General features: G+C 70.2%; 18 protein-coding genes, 1 pseudogene and 1 riboswitch. All 19 genes and pseudogenes read right to left on the bottom strand.

Going from position 1 to position 20,929, the window contains the following annotated elements:
- Nucleotides 1-65 precede the first annotated feature (65 nt).
- The 19 genes and pseudogenes from SH922_RS15745 to SH922_RS15835 all read right to left on the bottom strand — a co-directional run bounded on the left by SH922_RS15745 (nt 66) and on the right by SH922_RS15835 (nt 20,847).
- Entirely contained in the window at nt 66-1,370 is a 1,305-nt protein-coding gene (locus tag SH922_RS15745; protein ID WP_393058588.1) for a class I SAM-dependent methyltransferase, read from the bottom strand.
- 363 nt (nt 1,371-1,733) lie between these two features.
- Nucleotides 1,734-3,119 (bottom strand): NAD(P)/FAD-dependent oxidoreductase, encoded by a 1,386-nt coding sequence (locus tag SH922_RS15750; RefSeq protein ID WP_351395635.1) that lies wholly within the window; start codon nt 3,117-3,119, stop codon nt 1,734-1,736.
- A 435-nt stretch (nt 3,120-3,554) separates the two neighbouring features.
- A complete protein-coding gene (locus SH922_RS15755) occupies nt 3,555-4,499 on the bottom strand; it encodes an exopolyphosphatase (RefSeq protein WP_393058589.1) in 945 nt (314 codons plus the stop codon).
- 62 nt (nt 4,500-4,561) lie between these two features.
- Nucleotides 4,562-5,101, bottom strand: coding sequence for a DUF501 domain-containing protein (locus SH922_RS15760; RefSeq protein WP_393058590.1), 540 nt, complete (start codon nt 5,099-5,101; stop codon nt 4,562-4,564).
- A gap of 83 nt (nt 5,102-5,184) precedes the next feature.
- Nucleotides 5,185-5,655, bottom strand: a complete 471-nt coding sequence (locus tag SH922_RS15765; protein WP_393058591.1) for a septum formation initiator family protein — start codon at nt 5,653-5,655, stop codon at nt 5,185-5,187.
- A 118-nt stretch (nt 5,656-5,773) separates the two neighbouring features.
- Entirely contained in the window at nt 5,774-7,054 is a 1,281-nt protein-coding gene (gene eno, locus SH922_RS15770; RefSeq protein WP_073738482.1) for a phosphopyruvate hydratase, read from the bottom strand.
- Between the two features lie 286 nt (nt 7,055-7,340).
- Nucleotides 7,341-8,097: pseudogene (locus SH922_RS15775) on the bottom strand (transglycosylase family protein).
- A 4-nt stretch (nt 8,098-8,101) separates the two neighbouring features.
- Nucleotides 8,102-8,273, bottom strand: a riboswitch (cyclic di-AMP (ydaO/yuaA leader).
- Nucleotides 8,274-8,573: 300 nt separating this feature from the next.
- Nucleotides 8,574-9,521, bottom strand: coding sequence for a transglycosylase family protein (locus SH922_RS15780; RefSeq protein ID WP_393058592.1), 948 nt, complete (start codon nt 9,519-9,521; stop codon nt 8,574-8,576).
- Nucleotides 9,522-9,626: 105 nt separating this feature from the next.
- Nucleotides 9,627-10,952, bottom strand: coding sequence for a cytochrome P450 (locus SH922_RS15785; RefSeq protein WP_393058593.1), 1,326 nt, complete (start codon nt 10,950-10,952; stop codon nt 9,627-9,629).
- Nucleotides 10,953-10,975: 23 nt separating this feature from the next.
- On the bottom strand, nt 10,976-11,944 hold the full coding sequence (locus tag SH922_RS15790) for a nucleoside triphosphate pyrophosphohydrolase (RefSeq protein ID WP_393058594.1): 969 nt from the start codon (nt 11,942-11,944) through the stop codon (nt 10,976-10,978).
- A 32-nt stretch (nt 11,945-11,976) separates the two neighbouring features.
- The gene (locus SH922_RS15795) at nt 11,977-12,633 is read right to left on the bottom strand and encodes a SurA N-terminal domain-containing protein (RefSeq protein WP_326736601.1); all 657 of its coding nucleotides are present in this window, start codon (nt 12,631-12,633) and stop codon (nt 11,977-11,979) included.
- 369 nt (nt 12,634-13,002) lie between these two features.
- The gene (locus SH922_RS15800) at nt 13,003-13,446 is read right to left on the bottom strand and encodes a hypothetical protein (RefSeq protein ID WP_393058595.1); all 444 of its coding nucleotides are present in this window, start codon (nt 13,444-13,446) and stop codon (nt 13,003-13,005) included.
- A 168-nt stretch (nt 13,447-13,614) separates the two neighbouring features.
- Complete coding sequence (locus SH922_RS15805) at nt 13,615-14,016, bottom strand: GtrA family protein (protein WP_327710767.1); 402 nt, start codon at nt 14,014-14,016, stop codon at nt 13,615-13,617.
- Nucleotides 14,013-14,981: a glycosyltransferase family 2 protein gene (locus SH922_RS15810; RefSeq protein WP_326736604.1), complete on the bottom strand. Its 969-nt coding sequence runs from the start codon at nt 14,979-14,981 to the stop codon at nt 14,013-14,015. Before SH922_RS15810 ends, SH922_RS15805 begins: the two co-directional genes overlap by 4 nt.
- Before the next feature lie 233 nt (nt 14,982-15,214).
- A complete protein-coding gene (locus SH922_RS15815; RefSeq protein ID WP_393058596.1) occupies nt 15,215-15,790 on the bottom strand; it encodes a suppressor of fused domain protein in 576 nt (191 codons plus the stop codon).
- 76 nt (nt 15,791-15,866) lie between these two features.
- On the bottom strand, nt 15,867-16,316 hold the full coding sequence (locus tag SH922_RS15820) for an SUKH-3 domain-containing protein (RefSeq protein WP_393058597.1): 450 nt from the start codon (nt 16,314-16,316) through the stop codon (nt 15,867-15,869).
- Between the two features lie 40 nt (nt 16,317-16,356).
- Nucleotides 16,357-17,889 (bottom strand): protein kinase, encoded by a 1,533-nt coding sequence (locus SH922_RS15825; protein WP_393058598.1) that lies wholly within the window; start codon nt 17,887-17,889, stop codon nt 16,357-16,359.
- On the bottom strand, nt 17,886-18,557 hold the full coding sequence (locus SH922_RS15830; RefSeq protein WP_393058599.1) for a hypothetical protein: 672 nt from the start codon (nt 18,555-18,557) through the stop codon (nt 17,886-17,888). Before SH922_RS15830 ends, SH922_RS15825 begins: the two co-directional genes overlap by 4 nt.
- A 121-nt stretch (nt 18,558-18,678) precedes the next feature.
- Nucleotides 18,679-20,847: an N-6 DNA methylase gene (locus tag SH922_RS15835; RefSeq protein ID WP_393058600.1), complete on the bottom strand. Its 2,169-nt coding sequence runs from the start codon at nt 20,845-20,847 to the stop codon at nt 18,679-18,681.
- Nucleotides 20,848-20,929 lie beyond the last annotated feature (82 nt).

Consider the following 20,929-nt stretch of genomic DNA (forward strand, 5'->3'; position numbering starts at 1 on the left):
ACGGAGCAGGACACGGCAGAGGGCCGGTACCCGCCATGGCGGGTACCGGCCCTCTGCCGTGTGGATCAGCCTGCCGCCGAGGCCTTCCAGTCGCGGGCGCGCAGCGGCATGCGGGCGCCCCCGCCCTCGGCCGGGCGGACCGCGAGAATCTGGTTCACACCGATCTTGTTGTGCTCGAAGGAGAGCGCGGAGGCGGCCATGTAGAGGCGCCAGACCCTGGCCCGTCCGGGTGTGGTCATCCGCACCGCACGGTCCCAGTCCCTTTCCAGGTTGGCGACCCAGCGGCGCAGGGTCAGGGCGTAGTGCTCGCGGAGCGACTCGACGTCGCGCGTCTCGAAACCGGCCTCTTCGAGCGTCGCGACGGTCCGGCCCACCGGGGCCAGTTCGCCGTCCGGGAAGACATAGGCGTCGATGAACTCGTCCACGTGGTACGCGGACTCGTCCCTCTCCGGGCGGCGGGCGATCTGGTGGTTGAGCAGGCGCCCGCCGGGCTTGAGGAGTGCGTAGAGGTCGTCGGCGTATTCGCGGTATTGGACCGAGCCGACGTGTTCGGCCATGCCGATCGAGGAGATGGCGTCGTACGGGCCGTCCCTGACGTCCCGGTAGTCCTGGACCCGGATCTCGATCCGGTCGGTCAGTCCCTCCTCGGCGATGCGCTTCCTGGCGAAGGCGGCCTGTTCGACGGAGAGGGTCACTCCGGTGACGCGGGCGCCGTACTCACGGGCGGCGTGTATGGCCATCGAGCCCCAGCCGCAGCCGACGTCCAGAAGGCGGTCGTCCTGCTTCAACGCGAGCTTTCGGCAGACCAGGTCGAGCTTGTCGCGCTGGGCGTCCTCGAGGTTCCCGCCGTCCTCCCAGTAGGCGCAGGAGTAGACCATGGACGGGCCGAGGACCAGTTCGTAGAAGTCGTTGCCCACGTCGTAGTGGTGGCTGATGGCCTCCTTGTCGCGGCGCTTGGTGTGCAGCGTGCCGGTGCGGCGGCGTACCTCCTCGGGCGGCGGCGGGGGCGGGGGCCAGGGGCCGGCCAGTTGCAGCAGCCCCTTGGCGGCGGCGCGTAGCTTCGGGTCGCGGACCGGGTGGACGCTGTCCTTCGCGTCGCCGCCGCGTTCCCAGATCAGCCCGGCCATCAGGTCCAGGGCGGCGTACAGATCGCCTTCGATGTCGAGTTCCCCGGCCACCCAGGCGCGGGCCAGGCCCAGTTCGCCCGGCTTCCACAGCAGGCGGCGCAGGGCACGGCGGTTCCTGATGACGAGGGCAGGGGCACCGGGAGGTCCGGACTCGCTGCCGTCCCAGGCCCGGATGCGGACCGGTAGGGGTTCTCCCAGCAACTCCTGGGCGAGAGCGGTCAGCCGCAACGCGGCGTCTGCCATGGCGCACACCTCCGTGATGGTGTTTCCCAACGTGCCCAGACATGCCCACACATGTCTCGGACCACGCCCTGGCACCCTTGGCGCCACGGCGAGGTACACCCCCCTCAACAGTTTCCGGCAGCCGGGCCATCCCGCTACTGCGCAACGGAACGGCAAAATACCTGTACCGCACACGCATCCGCCGGGGTGCTGACTCCCGTACTCCTCCGGCGGCTGCCGCGGCGACCTGCACCGATACGCCGAAGGGACCGCCCGCACCACGGATGGCGGACGGCCCCTTCGGGCGTCGTACGACTGTCTGTCACGGATACGGAGATCCGCGGACCGGACCGGAGGGCCGGGCCCTCCCGTCCGGGTGCGGGACTAGGAGGCCTTGGCCTTCTCGCCCACGGGCTTGGCGGCGGCGGGGGCCGGCGCCGGCTTGGCGGCCTCGTAGAACTCCTCGCGGGGAGTCTCCATGGCGCCGAGCGAGACGACCTCGCGCTTGAGGAACATCGCCAGGGTCCAGTCGGCGAAGATCCGGATCTTGCGGTTCCAGGTCGGCATCGCCATGCCGTGGTAGCCACGGTGCATGTACCAGGCGAGACGGCCCTTGAGCTTGATCTTCACCTTGCCCATGACGATCATCGCGACGCCCTTGTGCAGGCCCAGACCGGCGACCGCACCCTTGTTGGCGTGGCTGTAGTCGGCCTGCGGGAAGCCGCGCATCCCGGAGATGACGTTGTCACCGAGGACCTTGGCCTGACGCAGCGCGTGCTGGGCGTTCGGCGGGCACCAGGCGTTCGGGTTGCCGGCCTTGCGGCCGACCAGGTCCGGCACCTGGGCGTTGTCGCCCGCGGCCCAGATGTAGTCGGTGCCCTGCACCTGGAGCTTCTCGGAGGTGTCGACGTGGCCGCGCGGACCGAGCGGCAGGCCGAAGCGGGCCAGCGCCGGGTTCGGCTTCACACCGGCGGTCCACACGATGGTGTTGGAGTCGACCTCCAGGCCGTTCTTCAGCACCACGTGACCGTCGACGCAGGAGTCCATGGAGGTCGAGAGGAAGACCTCGACACCGCGGGACTCCAGGTGCTCCCGGCCCCAGGTGCCCAGCTTCGGGCCGACCTCGGGAAGGATCTTGTCGGCGGCGTCGACGAGGATGAAGCGCATGTCCTCGCGCTTCACGTTCGTGTAGTACTTCGCCGCGTCGCGGGCCATGTCCTCGACCTCGCCGATGGTCTCCGCACCGGCGAAACCGCCGCCCACGAAGACGAACGTCAGCGCCCTGCGGCGGACGTCCTCGTCGGTCGTCGAGTCAGCCTTGTCCAGCTGCTCGAGGACGTGGTTGCGCAGGCCGATGGCCTCCTCGATGCCCTTCATACCGATGCCCTGTTCGGCCAGGCCGGGGATCGGGAAGGTACGGGAGACGGCGCCCATCGCGATGACCAGGTAGTCGAAGGGCAGCTCATAGGCCTCGCCGACGAGCGGCGCAACCGTGGCGACCTTGCGGTCCTGGTCGATGGTCGTGACGCGGCCGGTGAGGACCTCTGCCTTGGGCAGCACGCGTCGCAGCGGGACGACGACATGCCGAGGCGAGATGCTGCCGGCAGCAGCTTCGGGGAGGAAGGGCTGGTAGGTCATGTACGACCGGGGGTCGACGACCGTGACGGTCGCCTCGCCGTAGCGCATCTTCTTCAGAATGCGCCGAGCTGCGTACAGGCCTACGTACCCACCGCCTACTACGAGGATCCTGGGACGCTCCGTGGTGCTCATGCCATCGAGTATCCACCCCCCTCGGGGGGCACGCTCGTGAGCCCCTTCACAAGGTATGGCCCACCCTCTGCTACACTTCGCCGCCCACGTGACCCAGGTCATGGCCCGGAAGGGGAACCACGACACCCTGGCGAACGTTGTTCACCGCTTGTGAGCTGGCCCTTGAGCCGCCGAGCGGGGTGAACCACCCCCCTGATTCACACTCCCGCAACGCGCCCGGAACCGCCCCGTATAAAGCGCGGGCGACCCCGTGCACCCTCCCGCGGGCCCGTTCGGAGCAGAAGTCCGCCCCTAGGGGCCGAATTCCTTGTGAAGAAGTTCACGAACTTCGTCGCGCCGTGTCTCCGAAGGTGCCCGCAGGGGGGCTCCGAGCAGCTCAAAAGTGCAGGCCGGAGTGCTGATGAGCGGCGTTCGCGGCCGGCTGCGGGACAGCCCTCAGCGGGCCGCGTAGAAGGCGATGCCGTCGAGAATGTCGTGTTCGCTGACGACGACCTCGCGCGCCCCGGTCCGCTCCATCACGGCCAGCAGGATCAGCGCCCCCGAGGTGATCACATCGACCCGCCCCGGGTGCATCGCACCGATCGCCGCACGCTCGGCGTGGGTCGAGGCGACGAGCCGCCCGGTGATCTCCCGGACCTGGTCCAGGGAGATCCGGGAGTGATGGATCGCCTCGGGGTCGTACGCGTCGAGCCCCAGCGCGATGGCGGCCATCGTGGTGACCGTACCGGCGAGGCCGACGAGCGTGGCCGCCGAGGCGAGCGGGACGGTCTCCTCGGCGAGGTCCAGGGCGGCGTCGACATCGGCCCGGATCGCGTCGACCGCGGCCGGGGCCGGCGGGTCGCCGACGACACCGTCCCGCACGAGGTGGCGCTCGGTCATCCGGACACAGCCGATGTCCACGGACCGGGCGGCCCGCACCCGGTCGTCGCCGACGACGAACTCGGTGGAGCCGCCGCCGATGTCCACGACGAGGTACGGCTTCGCCAGGTCGTCACGCCCGACGAGCTCCTTGGTGGCCCCGTCGAACGAGAACTCGGCCTCCTGGTCGCCCGTGATCACCTCGGGCTCGACGCCCAGGATGTCCAGCACCCCGCGGACGAAGTCGGCCCTGTTCTCCGCGTCCCGGGAGGCGGAGGTGGCGACGAAGCGGACCCTCTCCGCACCGTGCTCCTTGATCACCGCCGCGTACTGCCGGCAGGCGGCGAAGGTCCGCTCCAGCGCCTCGGGGGCGAGCCGGCCGGTCCGGTCGACGCCCTGCCCCAGCCGGACGATCTCCATCCGCCGGTCGAGCTCGACGAGCTCACCCGTGACCGGGTCGGCGTCCGCGACCAGCAGGCGGATGGAATTGGTACCGCAGTCGATGGCGGCCACGCGTGTCATCTTCAAGCCTCTCCGGCGATTGAGGAGCGGGGGTCCGGGGGCGGAGCCCCCGAGGGGGAACCTCAGTCCTCGTCCCCGCCCGGCTCGCCGCACGGCGACACGCACGGCCCCTTGCGCCACCACTCCGGCAGCATCGCGATCGCCTCGTCCCCGAGCGGGTTCACACCCGGCCCCGCGGCCAGCGAGTGCCCGACGAGCACGTGCAGGCACTTCACCCGGTCCGGCATGCCGCCCGCGCTCGGGAAGCCCTCCAGCACCTCGATGGCGTCCCGCCGCGCGATGTAGTCCTCGTGCGCGGCCCGGTACGCCGCAGCCAGCTCGGGGTCCGAACCGAGGCGCTCGGTCATCTCCTTCATGACCCCGTTCGCCTCCAGCGTGCCGATCGCGGACGCCGCACGCGGGCACGTCAGGTAGAACGTCGTCGGGAACGGCGTACCGTCCTCCAGCCGGGGCTGCGTCTCGACCACGTCCGGGTTGCCGCACGGGCAGCGGTGCGCGATCGCGCGCAGCCCCCGCGGCGGGCGCCCCAGCTGCTGCTGGAACGCGGCGATGTCCGCGTCGGTGGGCGCGGTGGACTCGGTCTGGGGAGGGGGCGTTTCCATGCCTGCCTAGGGGTTCTGATCGGACTGCTCGAACTGCGGTTCCGCAGATGTACAGGAGCAGATGTGCGAGAGAGGAATGCGGCTCAGCCGCGGTCGGCGCTGTCGACGCCGTCCCACAGGTTGGAGTGCCACGGCCGGTCGGTCTCCTCCGGCTTCCCGTTGCGCTCCCTGACCGCGTCGGGGTCGACCACGGTGTAGGCGGTCTCCCCGGGAAGAAGGTAGTGCAGGTGCTCACGGGCCAGCCGCTTGATGTAGGCGTCGTCCTGGAGCCGCGCCTTCTCGTCGCGCAGCTCCTCGGTACGGACCTCGGCCTCCTGCGCCAGCCGCTCCTGGTCGGCGATCTCGTCCCGCTGCGACACGTACTGCCGCATCGGGTACGCGAGGGCGACGACCAGTGAGCAGAGGACCAGGGCCAGGAAGGCGGCCCGGCCGGTGAGCCGGGAGCGGCGGGCCTGACGGCGGTTCTGGGACCGGTAGACGCGGGCTGCGGTCTGCTCTCCGAGCAACCGCAGCCGGGTCGCGGTGGAGAACCGGTCCCGGTCCTTCGCGGCCATGTCTCCGCCTCCCCATTACGCACGTCCGTCCCCGCACACGGTACGGGACCGAGTGCGGGGACGGACGGAGGCCGGGGCACTTGACCCCGCCGGGCTTTGTGGGCCCTTGCTGTACGTGTCAGCCCTTGAAGCGCGGGAACGCCGAGCGGCCGGCGTACACCGCGGCGTCGTCGAGGATCTCCTCGATGCGCAGCAGCTGGTTGTACTTGGCGACGCGGTCCGAGCGGGCCGGGGCGCCGGTCTTGATCTGGCCGCAGTTCACGGCGACCGCGAGGTCGGCGATGGTGACGTCCTCGGTCTCGCCGGAGCGGTGCGACATCATGCACTTGAAGCCGTTGCGCTGGGCCAGCTCGACGGCGTCCAGGGTCTCGGTCAGCGAACCGATCTGGTTGACCTTGACGAGCAGGGCGTTGGCGGAGCCCTCCTCGATGCCGCGGGCCAGACGCTCCGGGTTGGTGACGAAGAGGTCGTCGCCGACGATCTGCACCTTGGCGCCGATCTTGTCGGTGATGACCTTCCAGCCGGCCCAGTCGTCCTCGTACAGCGGGTCCTCGATGGAGACCAGCGGGTACGCGGAGACGAGCTCCTCGTAGTACTCGGTCATCTCGGCGGCCGAGCGGGACTTGCCCTCGAACTCGTACTTGCCGTCCTTGTAGAACTCCGAGGCGGCGACGTCGAGCGCGAGCGCGATGTCCTTGCCCGGGGCGTAGCCGGCTTCCTTGATGGCCTCGACGATGAGGTCGAGCGCGGCGCGGTTCGACTCCAGGTTCGGCGCGAAGCCGCCCTCGTCACCGAGACCGGTGGACAGGCCCTTGGTCTTCAGGACCTTCTTCAGCGTGTGGTAGACCTCGGCGCCCCAGCGCAGGGCCTCGGAGAAGGACTCCGCGCCGATCGGGGCGATCATGAACTCCTGGATGTCCACGTTGGAGTCGGCGTGCGACCCACCGTTGAGGATGTTCATCATCGGGACGGGCAGCAGGTGCGCGTTCGGGCCACCGAGGTAGCGGAACAGCGGCAGGTCCGAGGCCTCGGAGGCGGCGTGGGCCACGGCGAGCGAGACGCCGAGGATGGCGTTGGCGCCGAGCGAGCCCTTGTTCTCCGTGGCGTCCAGGTCGAACATCGCCTGGTCGATCAGCCGCTGCTCGGTCGCGTCGTAACCGACGAGCTCCGGGCCGATCTGCTCGATCACGGCGAGGACGGCCTTCTCGACGCCCTTGCCGTGGTAGCGGTTGGGGTCTCCGTCGCGAAGCTCGATGGCCTCGAACGCACCGGTGGAGGCGCCGGACGGAACGGCAGCACGGCCCGTGCTGCCGTCGTCGAGGCCGACCTCGACCTCGACCGTGGGGTTTCCGCGGGAGTCGAGGATTTCCCTGGCTACGACGACGTCGATGGACGGCACGAGGCATCTCCTTCTGGGATATGACGCTGGTGGTGCAGGGTCGCTTTGGCCTTGCGACAAGAGCCTAACCGGCCGGGCCGCCTCAACCGGCCGACCGCCCGTCCCCTGGGACGAAAAAGGACTCAAGAGCGGGCACGGCAGGACAAAGGGCCAGAATTCTACTGACTAGTAACTACAACAGTTGAACGATCACGCCGAAAACCGGCCGACCCCGACCCGGCACGCACGGGGGGAAGATGCGCACCGGGCCGGGGCGGCCGGAGTGATCAGCGAGGAGAGATCGCGACTACTTCGTCAGGTGGAGCTGCTGACCCGGGTAGATCAGGTCGGCGTCCGTGACGATGTCCTTGTTCAGCTTGAAGAGCTGCTCCCAGCCACCCTTGACCTTGTGGTCGGCAGCGATCTTGCTCAGGGAGTCGCCGGCGACGACCTTGTACTCGCCGTCACCCTTCTCGACCTTCTTGCCGGTCGGGGTGGTGACGGTCTTCGACTCGGACCTTGGGGGCGGCCGAGCGGTCCGAGCGGTTGGTGGAGGGGGCCTCGGTGCGCTCGGCCTTCTTCGGCTCGGCCTGCTGGACCGGCGCCGACTCCTGCTTCGGGGCGGCCTTGGGAGCGGCCTCGGTCTTGGCGGCGGAGGAGCCGGTGTCGACACCCGGGTCGACACCGTCGTTGCTCAGGTTGCCGGCACCGGCACAGGCCCAGGCGCCCGGGCCCTGAAGGTCGAGGAGCTTCTCGGCGACGGCGATCTGCTGGGCCTTGGTGGCCAGGTCGGCGCGGGCCGCGTACTGGGTACCGCCGGCGGCGGCCCAGCTGGACTGCGAGAACTGCAGGCCACCGTAGTAACCGTTGCCGGTGTTGATGGACCAGTTGCCACCGGACTCGCACTGGGCGACGGCGTCCCACGTGGACACGGAGGCGGCGGAGGCGCCGGTGGCACCCATCAGAGGCACGGCGATGGCGGCACCGGCGACACCGGCGAGCGTGGCGATACGGACGGCCTTGGACGGGCGACGGTGCTTGTTGCCCTTGCTGTTGAGCAGCATCGAGACTTCTCCTCACCGACGCCTACGAGGTGAGCTGTCGGGTTCGGGCCAAGTGAGTTGCCCGGTCGCACGTCCTAGCGCACGACTTCACCCCAAGCCGGTCCTGATGCGTCTTGCGACGACCGGGCCCGGCGCTTACCTGGGTCCCCCGCTCCTGCCTACGGCGCTTTACGCGTCTGTTCCCTTCGACCGACGGCAGGATTCGGCGTGACGATCGACGGGGCCCGCGGTGCGAGCGGTTCCGACCGTAAACACACCACCCCGCATATCCAAAGATGGACATACCGGATAAACAGCCCCTCCTTGCATCCGAAGAACCGTCGTTTGCGCAGGTGGGAACGGATACGGCGGGACCTCCCGGACAAGATGCGCCAGTTCACGCAAAGAGACCCATGTCTCACTTAGTCAAAAGTGGGACATAGGCCTCTTAACTACCCCAATTTTTGGGGTGTTTTCAGCTGATCATCAGACCGCTCTCACTCGGCCTTCACGCCGAGATCGAGGCTCTGGCCAGGCAGGATGAGGTCGGGGTCGGAGCCGACTTCCGCCTTGTTGGCCTCGTACAGCTGGGTCCAGCCGCCGGACAGCTTCTGTGCATCAGCAATGGCCCAGAGGTTGTCGCCGGCTCGCACGGTGTACGTACCGTCAGCAGCCGCGGCACCGCTGTCGCGTGCGTCACCGTCACCACGCGAGGCGTGCCGCCCCGCGTCCCGGTCACTGCCGTTGCCGCTCCCCCGGGTCTCCTCGGGCGCCGGAGCGCCCCGGTGCTTGCCGGCCTTCTCCTGCCCCCCGGAGGGATCCTCCTCGGCGCCGGAGGCGTCACCCGAGGGCGACGTGGAGGGCGTGGCCGACGGGGACGCGGACGCGTCCGGCTTCCCGCCCTTGTCCTCCGCCTCGTCCGTGGCCCCGTCCGCCGGCTTCGTCGCGTCCGAGGACGCGCCGTCCGACGCGGTCGCGTCCCCGGAGGGGTCGCTGCCCGCGGACGGGTCCGCGCTACCGGTGGGGTCGCCGGACGGCGTGCTGCCCGGATCCACACCCGGCAGGCCGGTGTCCACCGCGAGGCCCGAGATGACCGCGCAACTGGGCCACGCCTTCGGCCCCTGGTCGTCCAGGACCTTCTCCGCCACGGCGATCTGCTGCGAGCGGCTGGCGAGGTCCGCGCGCTCCGCGTACGACTCGCCGCCGTACGACTTCCAGACCTCCTGCGAGAACTGCAGGCCGCCGTAGTAGCCGTTGCCGAGGTCGGCGCTCCACATGCCGCCGCTCTCGCACTCGGCCACCCGGTCCCAGGTCGAGGCGTCGGCGGCGTGCGCACCTGCCGCGCCGAGCAGCGGGATGGCGATGGCCGAGCCGGTCACGCCTGCGGCGACGATGATCGCGGGTGCCTGCCGAGGGCGACGGTGTCTGCCGTTCGCGGAGCCCATGGGGATGCCTTCCGTGTGACTGACGAGTGACTGGTGAGTCGAACGGTGAACCTAGCGGGACTCGAACGTGTGTCACAAGTCGATGCAGCAGAGATCACGTGAAAGTCACAGAGTTGACAGAGTGTCACCTTCACCGAGCGCCGATCCCGGGGTGAACTCCACCGGCAGGGTGCGCAGTCCACGCATGATGAGCCCGCCACGCCACCGCAAATCGGCAGGTTCCCCCGCAAGTCGCAGGTCCGGAAGGCGTTTCAGGAGCGTGGCGAGAGCGGCCTGCCCCTCCAGCCGGGCGAGCGGTGCTCCCAGGCAGTAGTGGATTCCGTGACCGTAACCGAGGTGCTGATTGTCACGCCGCGAGAGGTCCAGCGTGTCCGGTCCGCCGAAGCGTTCGGGGTCCCGGTCGGCGGCCGCCAGCACGACGAGGACGGGGTCACCCTCGGCCACCCCCTGCCCACCGATCGTCAGCGCCTCGGTGGCGTACCGCCAAGTCGCCAGCTCCACCGGACCGTCGTACCGCAGCAGTTCCTCGACACCCATGGCCAACAGCTCCGTCTCCCCCGCGGCGAGGGAACGCTGGAGCTGCGCGCGCTGCTCCGGGTGACCCAGCAGGGTGTGGACGCTGTTGCCGATCAGGTTGACGGTGGTCTCGAAACCGGCAAAAAGGAGGATAAAGGCCATTGCGGCGGCCTCGTTCTCCGTCAGGTGCTCACCGTGGTCGCTCGCCCGGATCAGCCCTGAGATCAGGTCGTCCCCCGGGTTCTCGCGCTTGCGGTGGATCAGTTCGAGGAGATAGCCCCGCATCTTCTTCACGGAGCGGGCCACCCCGCCGCGTGGGCCGCCGCCATGGCGGATCATCATGCCCGCCCAGTCCCGGAAGTCGTCCTGGTCCTCGCTCGGCACGCCCAGCAGGTCGCAGATCGCGTAGATGGGGAGCGGGAAGGCGAACTCGTGGATGAGGTCCGCTTCCCCCTTCTCGATGAAACCGTCGATGAGCCGGTCGGTCAGCTCCTGCACACGTGGGGCGAACTCCGCGATACGACGCGGGGTGAACGCCTTGGACACGAGGCGGCGCAGCCGGGTGTGGTCGGGCGGGTCGATGTTCAGCAGATGCGTCATCAACTCCGCCTTGCGCTCGCCCGGGATCCCCGTCTTCCCCTTGGCGTGCGCGGACCCGGCGTGGTGCGCCGGGTTCTTGGACAGCCGGCTGTCGGCGAGGGCCTCCCTGGCGTCCGCGTACCGCGTCACCAGCCAGGCCTCGACCCCGCTGGGCAGCGTGGTGCGGTGCACGGGGCTGTGCTCGCGCAGCCAGGCGTAGGCGGGGTACGGGTCGGTGGCGAACTCCCACGTGAAGAGTTCGGGTGCGGCGGGGGCCCCGTGGGCGGGGCAGCCGATGGGGGCTTCAGCGGGGGTCTCGGCGGGGTGGTCGTTCACCCCCCGACGTTATCCGCTGCCGTCTACCGCTGACCGACGCCCTCCGCCGCCCTGATCGCGTCCCGGTAGGCGCGCCCCGCGGCCCGCAGGGCGGCCTCCGGGTCGATGCCGTCCTCCTGGGCGCGCACGGCCAGGGCGAGGAGCCGGTAGCCGATGTCGTCGCCCTCGGGGAGCGCCACGTCGAGTCCGGCGGTACGGACCCGGCTTGCCAGCTTCGCGGCGAGCGCCAGACCGGGCTGGCCGAGCGGCACCCCGTCGGTGACGGACTCGCGCTGCTTCTCGATGGCCTTGGTGCGCAGCCAGTGCGCGTGGACGTCCTCCGGCGTCTCGGCGGTCTCGTCGCCGAAGACGTGCGGGTGGCGGTGGATCAGCTTCTCTACGAGCGTGGCCGCGACGTCGTCCACGGAGAACGGCTCGTCCTCGTCCTCTTCCGCGATGCGCGCATGGAAGACGACCTGGAGCAGTACGTCCCCGAGCTCCTCGCGGAGTTCCTCGCGGTTGCCGTCCTCGATCGCCTCGACGAGTTCGTACGCCTCCTCGATGGCGTACTTGGCGAGGCCCTGGTGGGTCTTCTGCGAGGTCCAGGGGCATTCGAGGCGGATGCGGTCCATGACCTGGACGAGGTCGAGGAGCCGGGCGCCGGGAAGATCGTACGAACCGGGCAGCAGCTCCAGGTTCGGCATCCGCACCCGTCCCGAACCGGCCAGCCGGGCCAGACCGTCGGTCAGCGGCTGGTTGCCCTCGCCACCGGTGAGGACGACCACGGTCCGGCCCCCGGCGCACGCGTCCACGAGTTCCTGCGCGTCGGGGACGCCGGGCGTGACGGTGATGCCCGCCTCGCGCAGATACGGCAACTGGGGCTGGTCCTGCTCCCCGCAGTGCACGTGGTCGGCGGCGTGCAGGGTCTGCCAGGCGGGCCAGGACAGCAGTCCGGGCGCGACGCGGTGGCTGGCGGTGAGCAGGACGATGCGGCCGGGGTCTTCAGCGTTCACGATTCGAATCTACCCCGGCCGTCGGACAGTCCTCAGGCCCCGGCCTCCGCGGCCGACTGGGCGGGCTTGGTGACCTGGGTGATCCAGGGGGCCTTGTACTCCGCGAGCTGGATCTGCTGGTTGTTCCAGGTGCCGAAGCGCGGGTTGACGTCGACCTTCAGCGACTTGGACGCCTTCGTCAGCGCGTCGCCGAGGACCTTCGTACCGGCCGGGGTCGTCGGGTCGGCGCCAAGTGCCTGGCCGAGCTTGTTCAGCTGGACCTGCTCGCGCAGGAAGGCGTCGATCTGGTCCGGGGCGATCCAGCGTTCCTGGAGCACCGCGGCACGCAGTCCGGCCTCTCCCTTGTACTGAGCGACGGCCGACTGCCGCATCTGCTGGATCTCGGCACGGGAGACGGTCACTCCCGCGTCCGCCGATGCCTTGTCCAGGACGCGGTCCAGGATCAGCCCGTGCAGTTTGGCGCGGACGAGCTGGCCGGACTGGTTGGTGATCTGGGCGGCCTGCTTCGAGCTGTCCTGCGCCTGGCGCACGTCGGCCACCTGGCCCTGCACGGTGGCCACCGTGATCCGGTCCCCGCCCACGAGGGCCGCGGCGCCCGGGTGGGCCTGGCTGCCGCAGGCGGCGAGGAGCGGCGCTGCGGCGAGCAGTGCGGCGGAGACGGTGAGCGCGGTGCGACGGCGGCGGTGCAAAGGAGCCTCCCGAGGAGATTGTGCGGCGGTGCACAAAGCCTTGCGGTGATCGATGCTAGAGCATCCGGCACTTGGGGGGCGGGAAAAGGAGCGGGTCTGGGTGCGTGCAGCTGCAAGGCGGAGGATTGAGGCAACGCGGAGCGTTGTTGATTGACGACAACGCCGCAGATGCGCGTGCCCAGACCCGCGACGCCGCCCCCCAAGTGCCGGATGCTCTCGGGCAGTGGAACTGGTCGGGGCCACTGATTCGACCAACGATTCGGGAGGAGTTGGGGATGTGGGGTGCCGGCGGCGCGGCTCGGGCGGCGCGTTCGCCGGGTTTCGGCGGGTCTCTCGTGGGTCGAGGCCCGCCCCCGGACCTTCTGGCCGCTACACCGTCGCTGTCGCCGTAGGAACGAGTCCTGCCACGGCGTCCATGTCCTTGACGCCGAACCACGGGAAGAAGATGCGCAGGGCGCTCCCCGCGGACTCGTCGATCAGGATGAACGAGTGCTTCACGAATCCGCGCTTGATCTCGGTCCGCTTCACGTCCTTGATCTCGAACGTGGCCAGGTGCCGGTCCGGCTTCGCGAAGGTCGGGTTGGCCTGGAAGAGGAAGAGTCGTTCGCGGCTGGCCGCGAGATACATCGGCTGGGGGGCTGCCGCAGCGATCATCGTCCCGCCGCTCAGGACCGCCGCGGCGATGCCCATCGCCACGTTCTTCTTGACGGAGACCTCGCTGAGGTTCACCAGCGACGTCGCCTCGATCTGTTCACCGGGCTCCAGCATGACCGTGACGGCTTTCAGCAGGGCCCGGCGTCTTCTCGCGTTCACAACACACCTCTGGATGATCAAGGACTGGGGTGCGGTGAGCCGGTCGCAAGAGGTCATGCCGCGAGGCAGCGCCTCACCGGGGCTGCGCGGCGCGACGGCTTTGCCCGGTTCAGCGCATATGACCGGGACACTTTGCCACACGGAAGGACCGGCTCCGCACCGTCCGGCTCAGCCGACCCGTTCGACCGGTTTCGGCGGGGTGTCCGGCCGCAGCATGATCGTGCGCGAGACGACGAAGGTGATGGGGATGGCGGCTGCGGCCGCCACCAGTGGGGCGTACCGGCTGCTGAATCCGGCCAGGTCGACCAGCAGGTAGACGCCGCCGGTGGTGATGACGAAGTTGGCCGCGTTGGTGAGCGGGAAGAGCAGGAACTTCCGCCAGGTGGGCCGGGTGCGGTAGGTGAAGTAGGAGTTGAGGAAGAACGAGCCGGTCATGCTGAGCGTGAAGGCCAGCACGTGCGCGGCGATGTACGGCAGCCAGTGCAGCAGGACGAGGTAGCAGCCGTAGTACGTGCCGGTGTTCACGGCGCCCACGAGGGCGAAGCGGGCCAGTTGTGCCTTGACCGTCATCGGCGTACGGACTCCAGGGGTTCCGGCTCCGGTGCCGGCCTGCGGACCTGGGTGTTGGTGGCCTTCACCAGGAAGTGCGGGCGGCGCTTCACCTCGTAGTAGATCCGGCCGACGTACTCCCCGACCACCCCGACCATCACCATCTGGACCCCGGCGAGGGCGGTGAAGACCACGATCAGGGTGACGTATCCGGGGGTGTCGACGCCCTGCACGAGTGCGACGCCGACGATCCAGGCGGCGTAGGCGAGGGCCACGGACATCAGCAGCATGCCGAGATAGAGCGCGGCGCGCAGTGGCTTGTTGTTGAAGGAGAGGAGTCCGTCGAGGCCGTAGTTCAGGAGCTTGCCGAAGGTCCAGGCGGAGCGTCCCTGTTCCCGGACGGCGTTCTCGTAGCTGAATGTCGAGGTGGGGAAGCCGACCCAGGCGAAGAGGCCCTTGGAGAAGCGGTTGTACTCGGTGAGTTCGAGTACGGCGTCGGCGGCCCGCCGTGACAGCAGCCGGAAGTCGCCGACTCCGTCGACGAGTTCGACGTCGACGAGGCGGTTGATGAGCCAGTAGTAGGCGCGGGCGGTGAGGGTGCGGGTGACGCGGTCGCCCTTGCGGGTGCGGCGGGCGATCACCTGGTCGTAGCCCTGTGCGTGCTCCTGCAGCATGCGGCCGACGAGTTCCGGCGGGTGCTGGAGGTCGGCGTCCATGATGACGACGGCGTCGCCCTCGGCGTGCTGGAGACCGGCCAGCATGGCGGCCTCCTTGCCGAAGTTGCGGCTGAAGGAGACGTAGCGAGCGCGGGGGTCGGCGGCTGCCAGCTCCTGGAGGATCGGCAGGGTCCGGTCCGCACTTCCGTCGTCCACGTAGACGATCTGGAACGCATGACCGAGGCGGGTCAGCTCATCCGTCACGCGTTCATGGAAGCGTTCGAGGATCTCTTCCTCGTTGAAGCAGGGCACCACCAGGGAGATCAGCACGAATGTACATCAGCCGGTCAAAGTGTCGGGAGCGGATGGCGGGTGTGGCCTGGGGGCGACGTTTGGGTGAACTGGCCCCGGAGCCCGGTCGGGTGAGGCCGCACGCGCGGTGTCACGGACGGCGGTGCTCGGCGCCGGACGGCTCCCCGCCCCGGCCGGCCTCGGGTCCCCTGGTCCCCCTCCGCCAGACGCTTCTCCTTGCACGGGCCGGAGCGCCGCGCGGGCGTCGGGTTCTACAGGCTCATCTGCGGGCGGCCGAGGTCGAACAGGTCGGGGTTCTGCTTCGTCAGTTCGCCCTCGAAGTCCGGCCAGCCGTGCTTCTCCACGTACTCCGCCTCGATGCCGTGCAGCGGCACCAGCCACACCACGGACACATGCGTCCCGTTCTCCAACGTGACGGAGAAGAAGGAGTCGTCGAAGCAGACCGGCATGGCCGCGTACAGCGCGGTCAGGGAACCGCCCGGGGTCAACGGCATCGGCAAGGGCACGACGTCCCCGCGAAGGACCGCTCGCCCGGTGGTCGCCAGGCGCTCCGCCACCCACTCCAGCACTCCTGGAAACGGGCCGTACTCGTCCCCGGCAAGGGGGCGGCCGCAGCCGAGCAGTTCCAGGTGCTGGGGCTCCCCGGTGGTGGGTGAGACGAGGTGCGTCCGGTGCAGGGTGGTGGTGGCACAGGACTGGATGTCCTCGAAGACACCACCAGTGAACCAGCCCACCTGCGCCGCGCCTTCGGGAGCGCCGTCCCTGACCGACCACGCTCCGGCCAGTCGGCCCAGACGTGCCTCCAGGTGGTCGATCAGAACAGCCACGGTCACCTCTCACGTCGTTTCGATGCGAGCCTGTCGTGTCCGTACGAGCGTGGCTCATGGCGGGCACGGACTCTGCTCAGAAGAAGGTCTTGTCCCAGGTGCTGGTGACGAATGCCTCCACCGCCGCAGCGAACCCGTTTCCGATGCGCTGCATCCCGGCGTCACCGGCGAAGATGATGTCGCCGTTCGCTGCCAGCAGCACGTTCTCCTCGGTCACCAGGGCGATTCCGATCGGCACCGCAGGCATTCCGAGCTGACGGGAGTAACTGCGTACGTTCAGTGGATAGACGCCCATCGCCTCCTCGACGGAGATCGTCAGGACAAGCTCCTCGCCCGTTCTCGGTGCTGTCCGGCCGACGACGATCTCGCCGTAGTTTCCCAGGAACTCCCGAAGCGCAGGGGTGACTTGGTAGCCGGCCCGCTCGTAGGCCGCGCAGGCTGCCTCGATGTCGACCTCGCCGAACTCGGCCTTCTCCACTCCTGCCAGTGCCGCCCGGAGGGCCCGGCGCTCTTCACTCGGCGGCATACCGCTCATCGTTCGTCCCATTTCTCGGTCCGGGGGCGGTTCAGCCGCCCCTGACCTTCAGCTGGCGCTCCAGTTGCCGGCGCAGTTCGACGGGCAGCGGGTGGTGCGGGCCGTACATCCGCTCGGTATCGTACAGCAGTGCCTGGAGCTGGCCGCGGGCGCCCGTGTGGTCGCCGAGGGCCAGCAGGAGCTGGCAGATGCGGTGGCGGATCTCGTACGAGCGTGCCGGGTCGTTGTTCGTCGCGTACTGGTTCTCGTAGTACGGGAGGACCGCGCGGTACTCGGCGAGTGCGGCGGCGGGTTCGCCGAGCTGTTCCAGGCACTGTGCGGCTTCGTACCGGAACTGCAGGGTCTGGAGGTCGGCCGGGCCGGCCTCCGCGGCCCGGTCGTCGGCCAGCCGGCGCAGTTCGGGCAGGGCGCGGCGGTACTGGCCGTCGTCCATCAGTGTTGCCGCGTACTGCTTGCGCAGGATGCGGACGACCGGGGAGCCCTCGCCGTGCTGCTCGGCGGCGGCCGGGAGGATGCCGCCGAGCATGTCGACGGCCTGGGTGATCCGGCCTTCGCCCAGCAGCCTCTTGACCTCGTCGACGGCGGCCGCGACATCCGGCCGGGCAGGCATCGGAGCGGGCCGGTCGGCGGGTGGGGTAGTGGCGCGGTCGGGCCACGGGGCGTGCGGGCGCAGGAAGGGGCGGGTCGGGTCGAGCGGGCCCGAGGGGTGCCCTGTGTTCCTGGTGGGCAGCAGGGGGGCGAGGTGTTCGTACACCTCCTGGGCGCTGGCCGGGCGGTGCTGCGGGTCCTTGGCGAGCAGGCGCAGGACGAGGGCTTCGAGCGGTTCGGGGATGTCGGGGCGGATCGTGCGGACGGGGGCCGGCGGCTCGTAGAGGTGGCGGTGCAGCACGCCGAGGGCGGTGGAGCCTGCGAACGGCACGTCTCCGCTGAGGAGTTCGTGCAGGAGTACGCCGAGGGCGTACAGGTCGGTGTACGGGCCGACGGCACCGCCCATGGCCTGTTCGGGGGCCATGTAGGCCGGGGAGCCGATCGGCGAGCCGGTGTGGGTGAGGCGGGTGGTGTCGGTGTCCAGGACGGAGGCGACGCCGAGGTCGAGCACGACGACGGTGCCGTCCGGGCGCACCATCAGATTGCGGGGCTTGAGGTCCCGGTGGACGATCGGCACCGCGTGCACGGCGCACAGGACGGCGCAGAGCTGGGCGGCGACTGCGACGGCCCACTGCCAGGGGTACGGATCGTGCTCGGCGAGATGGTCGCCGAGGTCGGCGCCCTCGACGTACTGCATGACGAGGAACAGTTCGTCGCCGTCGCTGCCGGCGTCGTGGACGGTGACGAGGCCGGGGTGGTCGACCTGCGCGGTGACCCGGCACTCGCGGACGAAGCGGCGGCGCAGCTCGCCCGCTGCGTCGCTGCCGATGGGGCCGGTGACCCGGTCGGGGCGCAGCAGCTTGACCGCGACCCGGCGGTCCAGGCGCTGGTCGTAGGCCGTCCAGACCTGGCCCATGCCGCCTTGGCCGAGGATCGTCGCCAGCTCGTACCGCCCGCCGATGAGGCGACCGCTCACCGGCCCTCCTCCTTACGGAGGTAGTCGCTCAGCTCGTCGAGCTCGGCGCGGACCTGGTCGAGGCGCTGGGGGTGGGGCGTGGGGTGCGGCTGGGAGGTGGGCGGCTGCGGCTGGTGGGTGGGGGGCGCGGGCCGGGGCGCGGGGTGGGGCTGAGGCGTGGGGTGGGGCTGTTGGTACTGCGGCGGGGCATAGGGCTGCGGTGCGTAGTGCTGCGGGGCCGGGGGCTGTCCGAGTGGCCGTGCGGGTGTCTGCATGGGCACCGTGGGCGCGTATGCGTAGCCCGGCACCGGTGGCATGGGGCCGCTCCTCACGTTCTGCCGCGTCAGCTGCGCGTAGTGGCGGATGTCGGCGACGATGTAGTGCACGGGGGCACCCACCATGGCGAGCAGCAGCAGCGGTATGAGGACGTTGTCGACTCCGTGGGGATCGGTGTCGCCGCCGTCCCTTCCGATGATCGGCAGCAGCACGCAGACGAAAGCGAAGCCGGCCCCGGTCACCCACCAGTCGAAGGCTCTGCGGCGCACGATCGCAAGGCGCAGCAGGGGAGCCCACAGGAGCAGGCCCAAGGAACACACCGAGAGCACGGTGAACAGCACGCGCATCGACACGATCCAGGCCCTGCTGGGGACTCTGCGCGGCGCCGTCGGCGGCTGGCCCGGGGCGTACATGGCTGCTCCTGGATACCTGGTCATGGGACGTCCGCGCGCAGCTGGGCGTGCGCGCAGAACCGAGCGTAAAGGGCGACACCGACAAGGGGCCCCGGGTTGTACGGAACCGTTGTGGTTCCGCTCACTTCGGCGTGACCGTTCCGTCCGTCAGTCCGTCGTACATCCCCTGGACGAGCCGTCCGCCGAGTTGGCCGGCGAGGCGTAGGGCGTCCTCGAACGCGGCCAGGGTGCGGAAGCGTTCGCCGTACCGCTGCTGCTCGGCCAGCGGCAGCCGGGGCAGTTGGAGGCGGCGGGCGTCGAGCCGGGTCGCGGTGGAGGCGTAGCTGCTGGCCTGGCGGTTGTTGGCGGTGCCACGCAGGAAGCCGGCGAGGAACCAGGGGTCGAGTGCGGCCGGATCGGGGCGCAGCAGCTGGAGGTTGCGGCCGAGCGCGGCGCCCGCAGTGGCGTCGTCGATGACGCGGGCGACGGAGCCGCCGCCGAGGACGGGGACGACGACGTCGCCCGGTTCGACGAGCACGGGTTCCTCGTGCGGTCCGTCGGCGGGCAGGCTCCCCGAGGGGGCGGCGGAGCCGAGGACGTCGTGCTCGGTGAGCACGGGGCCCGTGCCGGTACCGGATCCGCCGGTGCGGAGCTGGAGGGCGCCGGCCCTGGCCAGTTCGCCGACCGTGGTGAGCGGCCAGCGGGCGGGGGCGGAGACCTCCACGGGCGGCGGGGTCAGGCTGTCCGCGAGGCCCAGACTCTTCGTGAGCCGTTCCCTTACGTCGATCAGCTCGGCGGGCCCGTCCGCCGCGGCTGCGGCGGGCAGATGGCGGGCGGGGGCCAGGTCGACATCGTCGTCGAGGAGTTCGATGACCGGGACGACGCGGCTGGTGCCGAGCCGGAAGCGGCTGTTCTCACCGTTCGCGAGGCTCCCGTGCCCGGCCCTTGTCGCGCCGGTTCGCCCCGCCCCAGCGGTTTTCCCGGTCTCACCGGTCCCACCGGTCTCACCGCTCTCACCGCTGAACGGCTGCCAGGCGTCGAGCACGGCGGCGTGCAGGGCCGGCCAGTCGAGCCGGTCGCGGCCGCTCTGGGAGGAGGCCTGTTCGGTGGGCTCGGTGGTGTCGACCAGGAGCAGTTCGGGCGAGTGGTGCGGCCCCGCGTCCGGCTTGCGCAGGACCCAGAGGTGGAGCGGGATGCCGTACGGGGGTGCGGCGCCGGCCGGGAGCGCGATGACGGCCCGCAAGGCACCGCGCCGCAGCAGATCGGCGCGGATACGTCGGCCGGAACGGCGCGACGCGGCGGCGGGCGGCATCAGCAGGACCGCGGTGCCACCCTCGTGCAGATGGGCCAGCGCATGCTGCACCCAGGCGAGTTCGGACTCCGTACGGGCGGGGAAGCCGTACTCCCAGCGCGGGTCGTAGGCGAGCTCGTCGTGGCCCCAGTTGCGCTCGTTGAACGGCGGATGGCAGAGCACCGCATCGACGGTGAGGCCGGGGAAGGCATCGGCGCGCAGGGTGTCACCGGTGCGCACGGTGAGCGTGCACTCGGTGGAATCGGCGTGCAGGGCGAGGCGGAGTGCGGTGAGTGCCGCCAGGTCCGGGTCGTTCTCCTGCACGTACAGCGCGCCCGGCTGCGAGACAGCACCCAGCAGGGCCCCGGTGCCCGCCGCCGGGTCGAGCACCGTGCGCAGGGGCCGGCCGCCGGTGTCCGCCAGCGCGGCCATCAGTTCGGCAAGACCGGGCGGGGTGAGTGTGTACTGGCGCGGGTTGGCGTCGAGCTGACGCCCGAGCAGGAACTCGAAGGTCTCCCGGACGCCCGCCGTGTCAGCGAGCTCGGCGGCGCCCCGCAGCAGCGGGACGGACGGCAGGAGTTCGGAGCGGTCCGGGCTGTGAACCGCGCGCCCGGTCTCGGCGGCCGGTCCGAACCGGGCGGTGAGCACCTCGTTCAGCGCGAGGGAGAGCACGCCCGCCATCCGTTCGTCGGACACCCCCGTGATCTCCCGCCAGGCGGAGGGACTCTCCCGCACGAGGAGCAGGGCGCATCCGACGTGGAACAGGGCCGGGACGGCGCCTGCCGGGTGTCCGGCCAACTGCTGCCAGACGCGTTCACGGAGCGGCACCTCGGCGAGTTTCCCCTGGTCACGCAGCCACTGCTCGACCTCGGGCAGGGCGAACGACGGGCTTGTCTCGGTACCTCCGACGGGCTTGGGGAAGTCGGCGTGACGGCGGCGCCAGTTACTCACGGCGGCGCGCCCCACCCCTGCCAGCCGGGCGATCCCTGCGGCGGTCACCTCTGTCGCGTTCTCCGGCACTTGCTGTCTCCCTGGTGCTCGTACCGCTGCTGGCCCGTCCGTGTGCACTGCTGTGTCGGCGAGCATACCGATCTGTTCACAT

It is taken from the genome of Streptomyces sp. LN549, assembly GCF_043203805.1.
Taxonomy (GTDB): Bacteria; Actinomycetota; Actinomycetes; order Streptomycetales; family Streptomycetaceae; genus Streptomyces.

Bases quoted from the DNA above. Each gene is read 5' to 3' on its own strand.
- SH922_RS15750 (WP_351395635.1), bottom strand. From the start codon at position 3,119: ATGAGCACCACGGAGCGTCCCAGGATCCTCGTAGTAGGCGGTGGGTAC.
- SH922_RS15755 (WP_393058589.1), bottom strand. From the start codon at position 4,499: ATGACACGCGTGGCCGCCATCGACTGCGGTACCAATTCCATCCGCCTG.
- SH922_RS15820 (WP_393058597.1), bottom strand. From the start codon at position 16,316: ATGCCGCCGAGTGAAGAGCGCCGGGCCCTCCGGGCGGCACTGGCAGGA.
- SH922_RS15830 (WP_393058599.1), bottom strand. From the start codon at position 18,557: ATGTACGCCCCGGGCCAGCCGCCGACGGCGCCGCGCAGAGTCCCCAGC.
- SH922_RS15805 (WP_327710767.1), bottom strand. From the start codon at position 14,016: ATGACGGTCAAGGCACAACTGGCCCGCTTCGCCCTCGTGGGCGCCGTG.
- SH922_RS15745 (WP_393058588.1), bottom strand. From the start codon at position 1,370: ATGGCAGACGCCGCGTTGCGGCTGACCGCTCTCGCCCAGGAGTTGCTG.
- SH922_RS15780 (WP_393058592.1), bottom strand. From the start codon at position 9,521: ATGGGCTCCGCGAACGGCAGACACCGTCGCCCTCGGCAGGCACCCGCG.
- SH922_RS15765 (WP_393058591.1), bottom strand. From the start codon at position 5,655: ATGGCCGCGAAGGACCGGGACCGGTTCTCCACCGCGACCCGGCTGCGG.
- SH922_RS15760 (WP_393058590.1), bottom strand. From the start codon at position 5,101: ATGGAAACGCCCCCTCCCCAGACCGAGTCCACCGCGCCCACCGACGCG.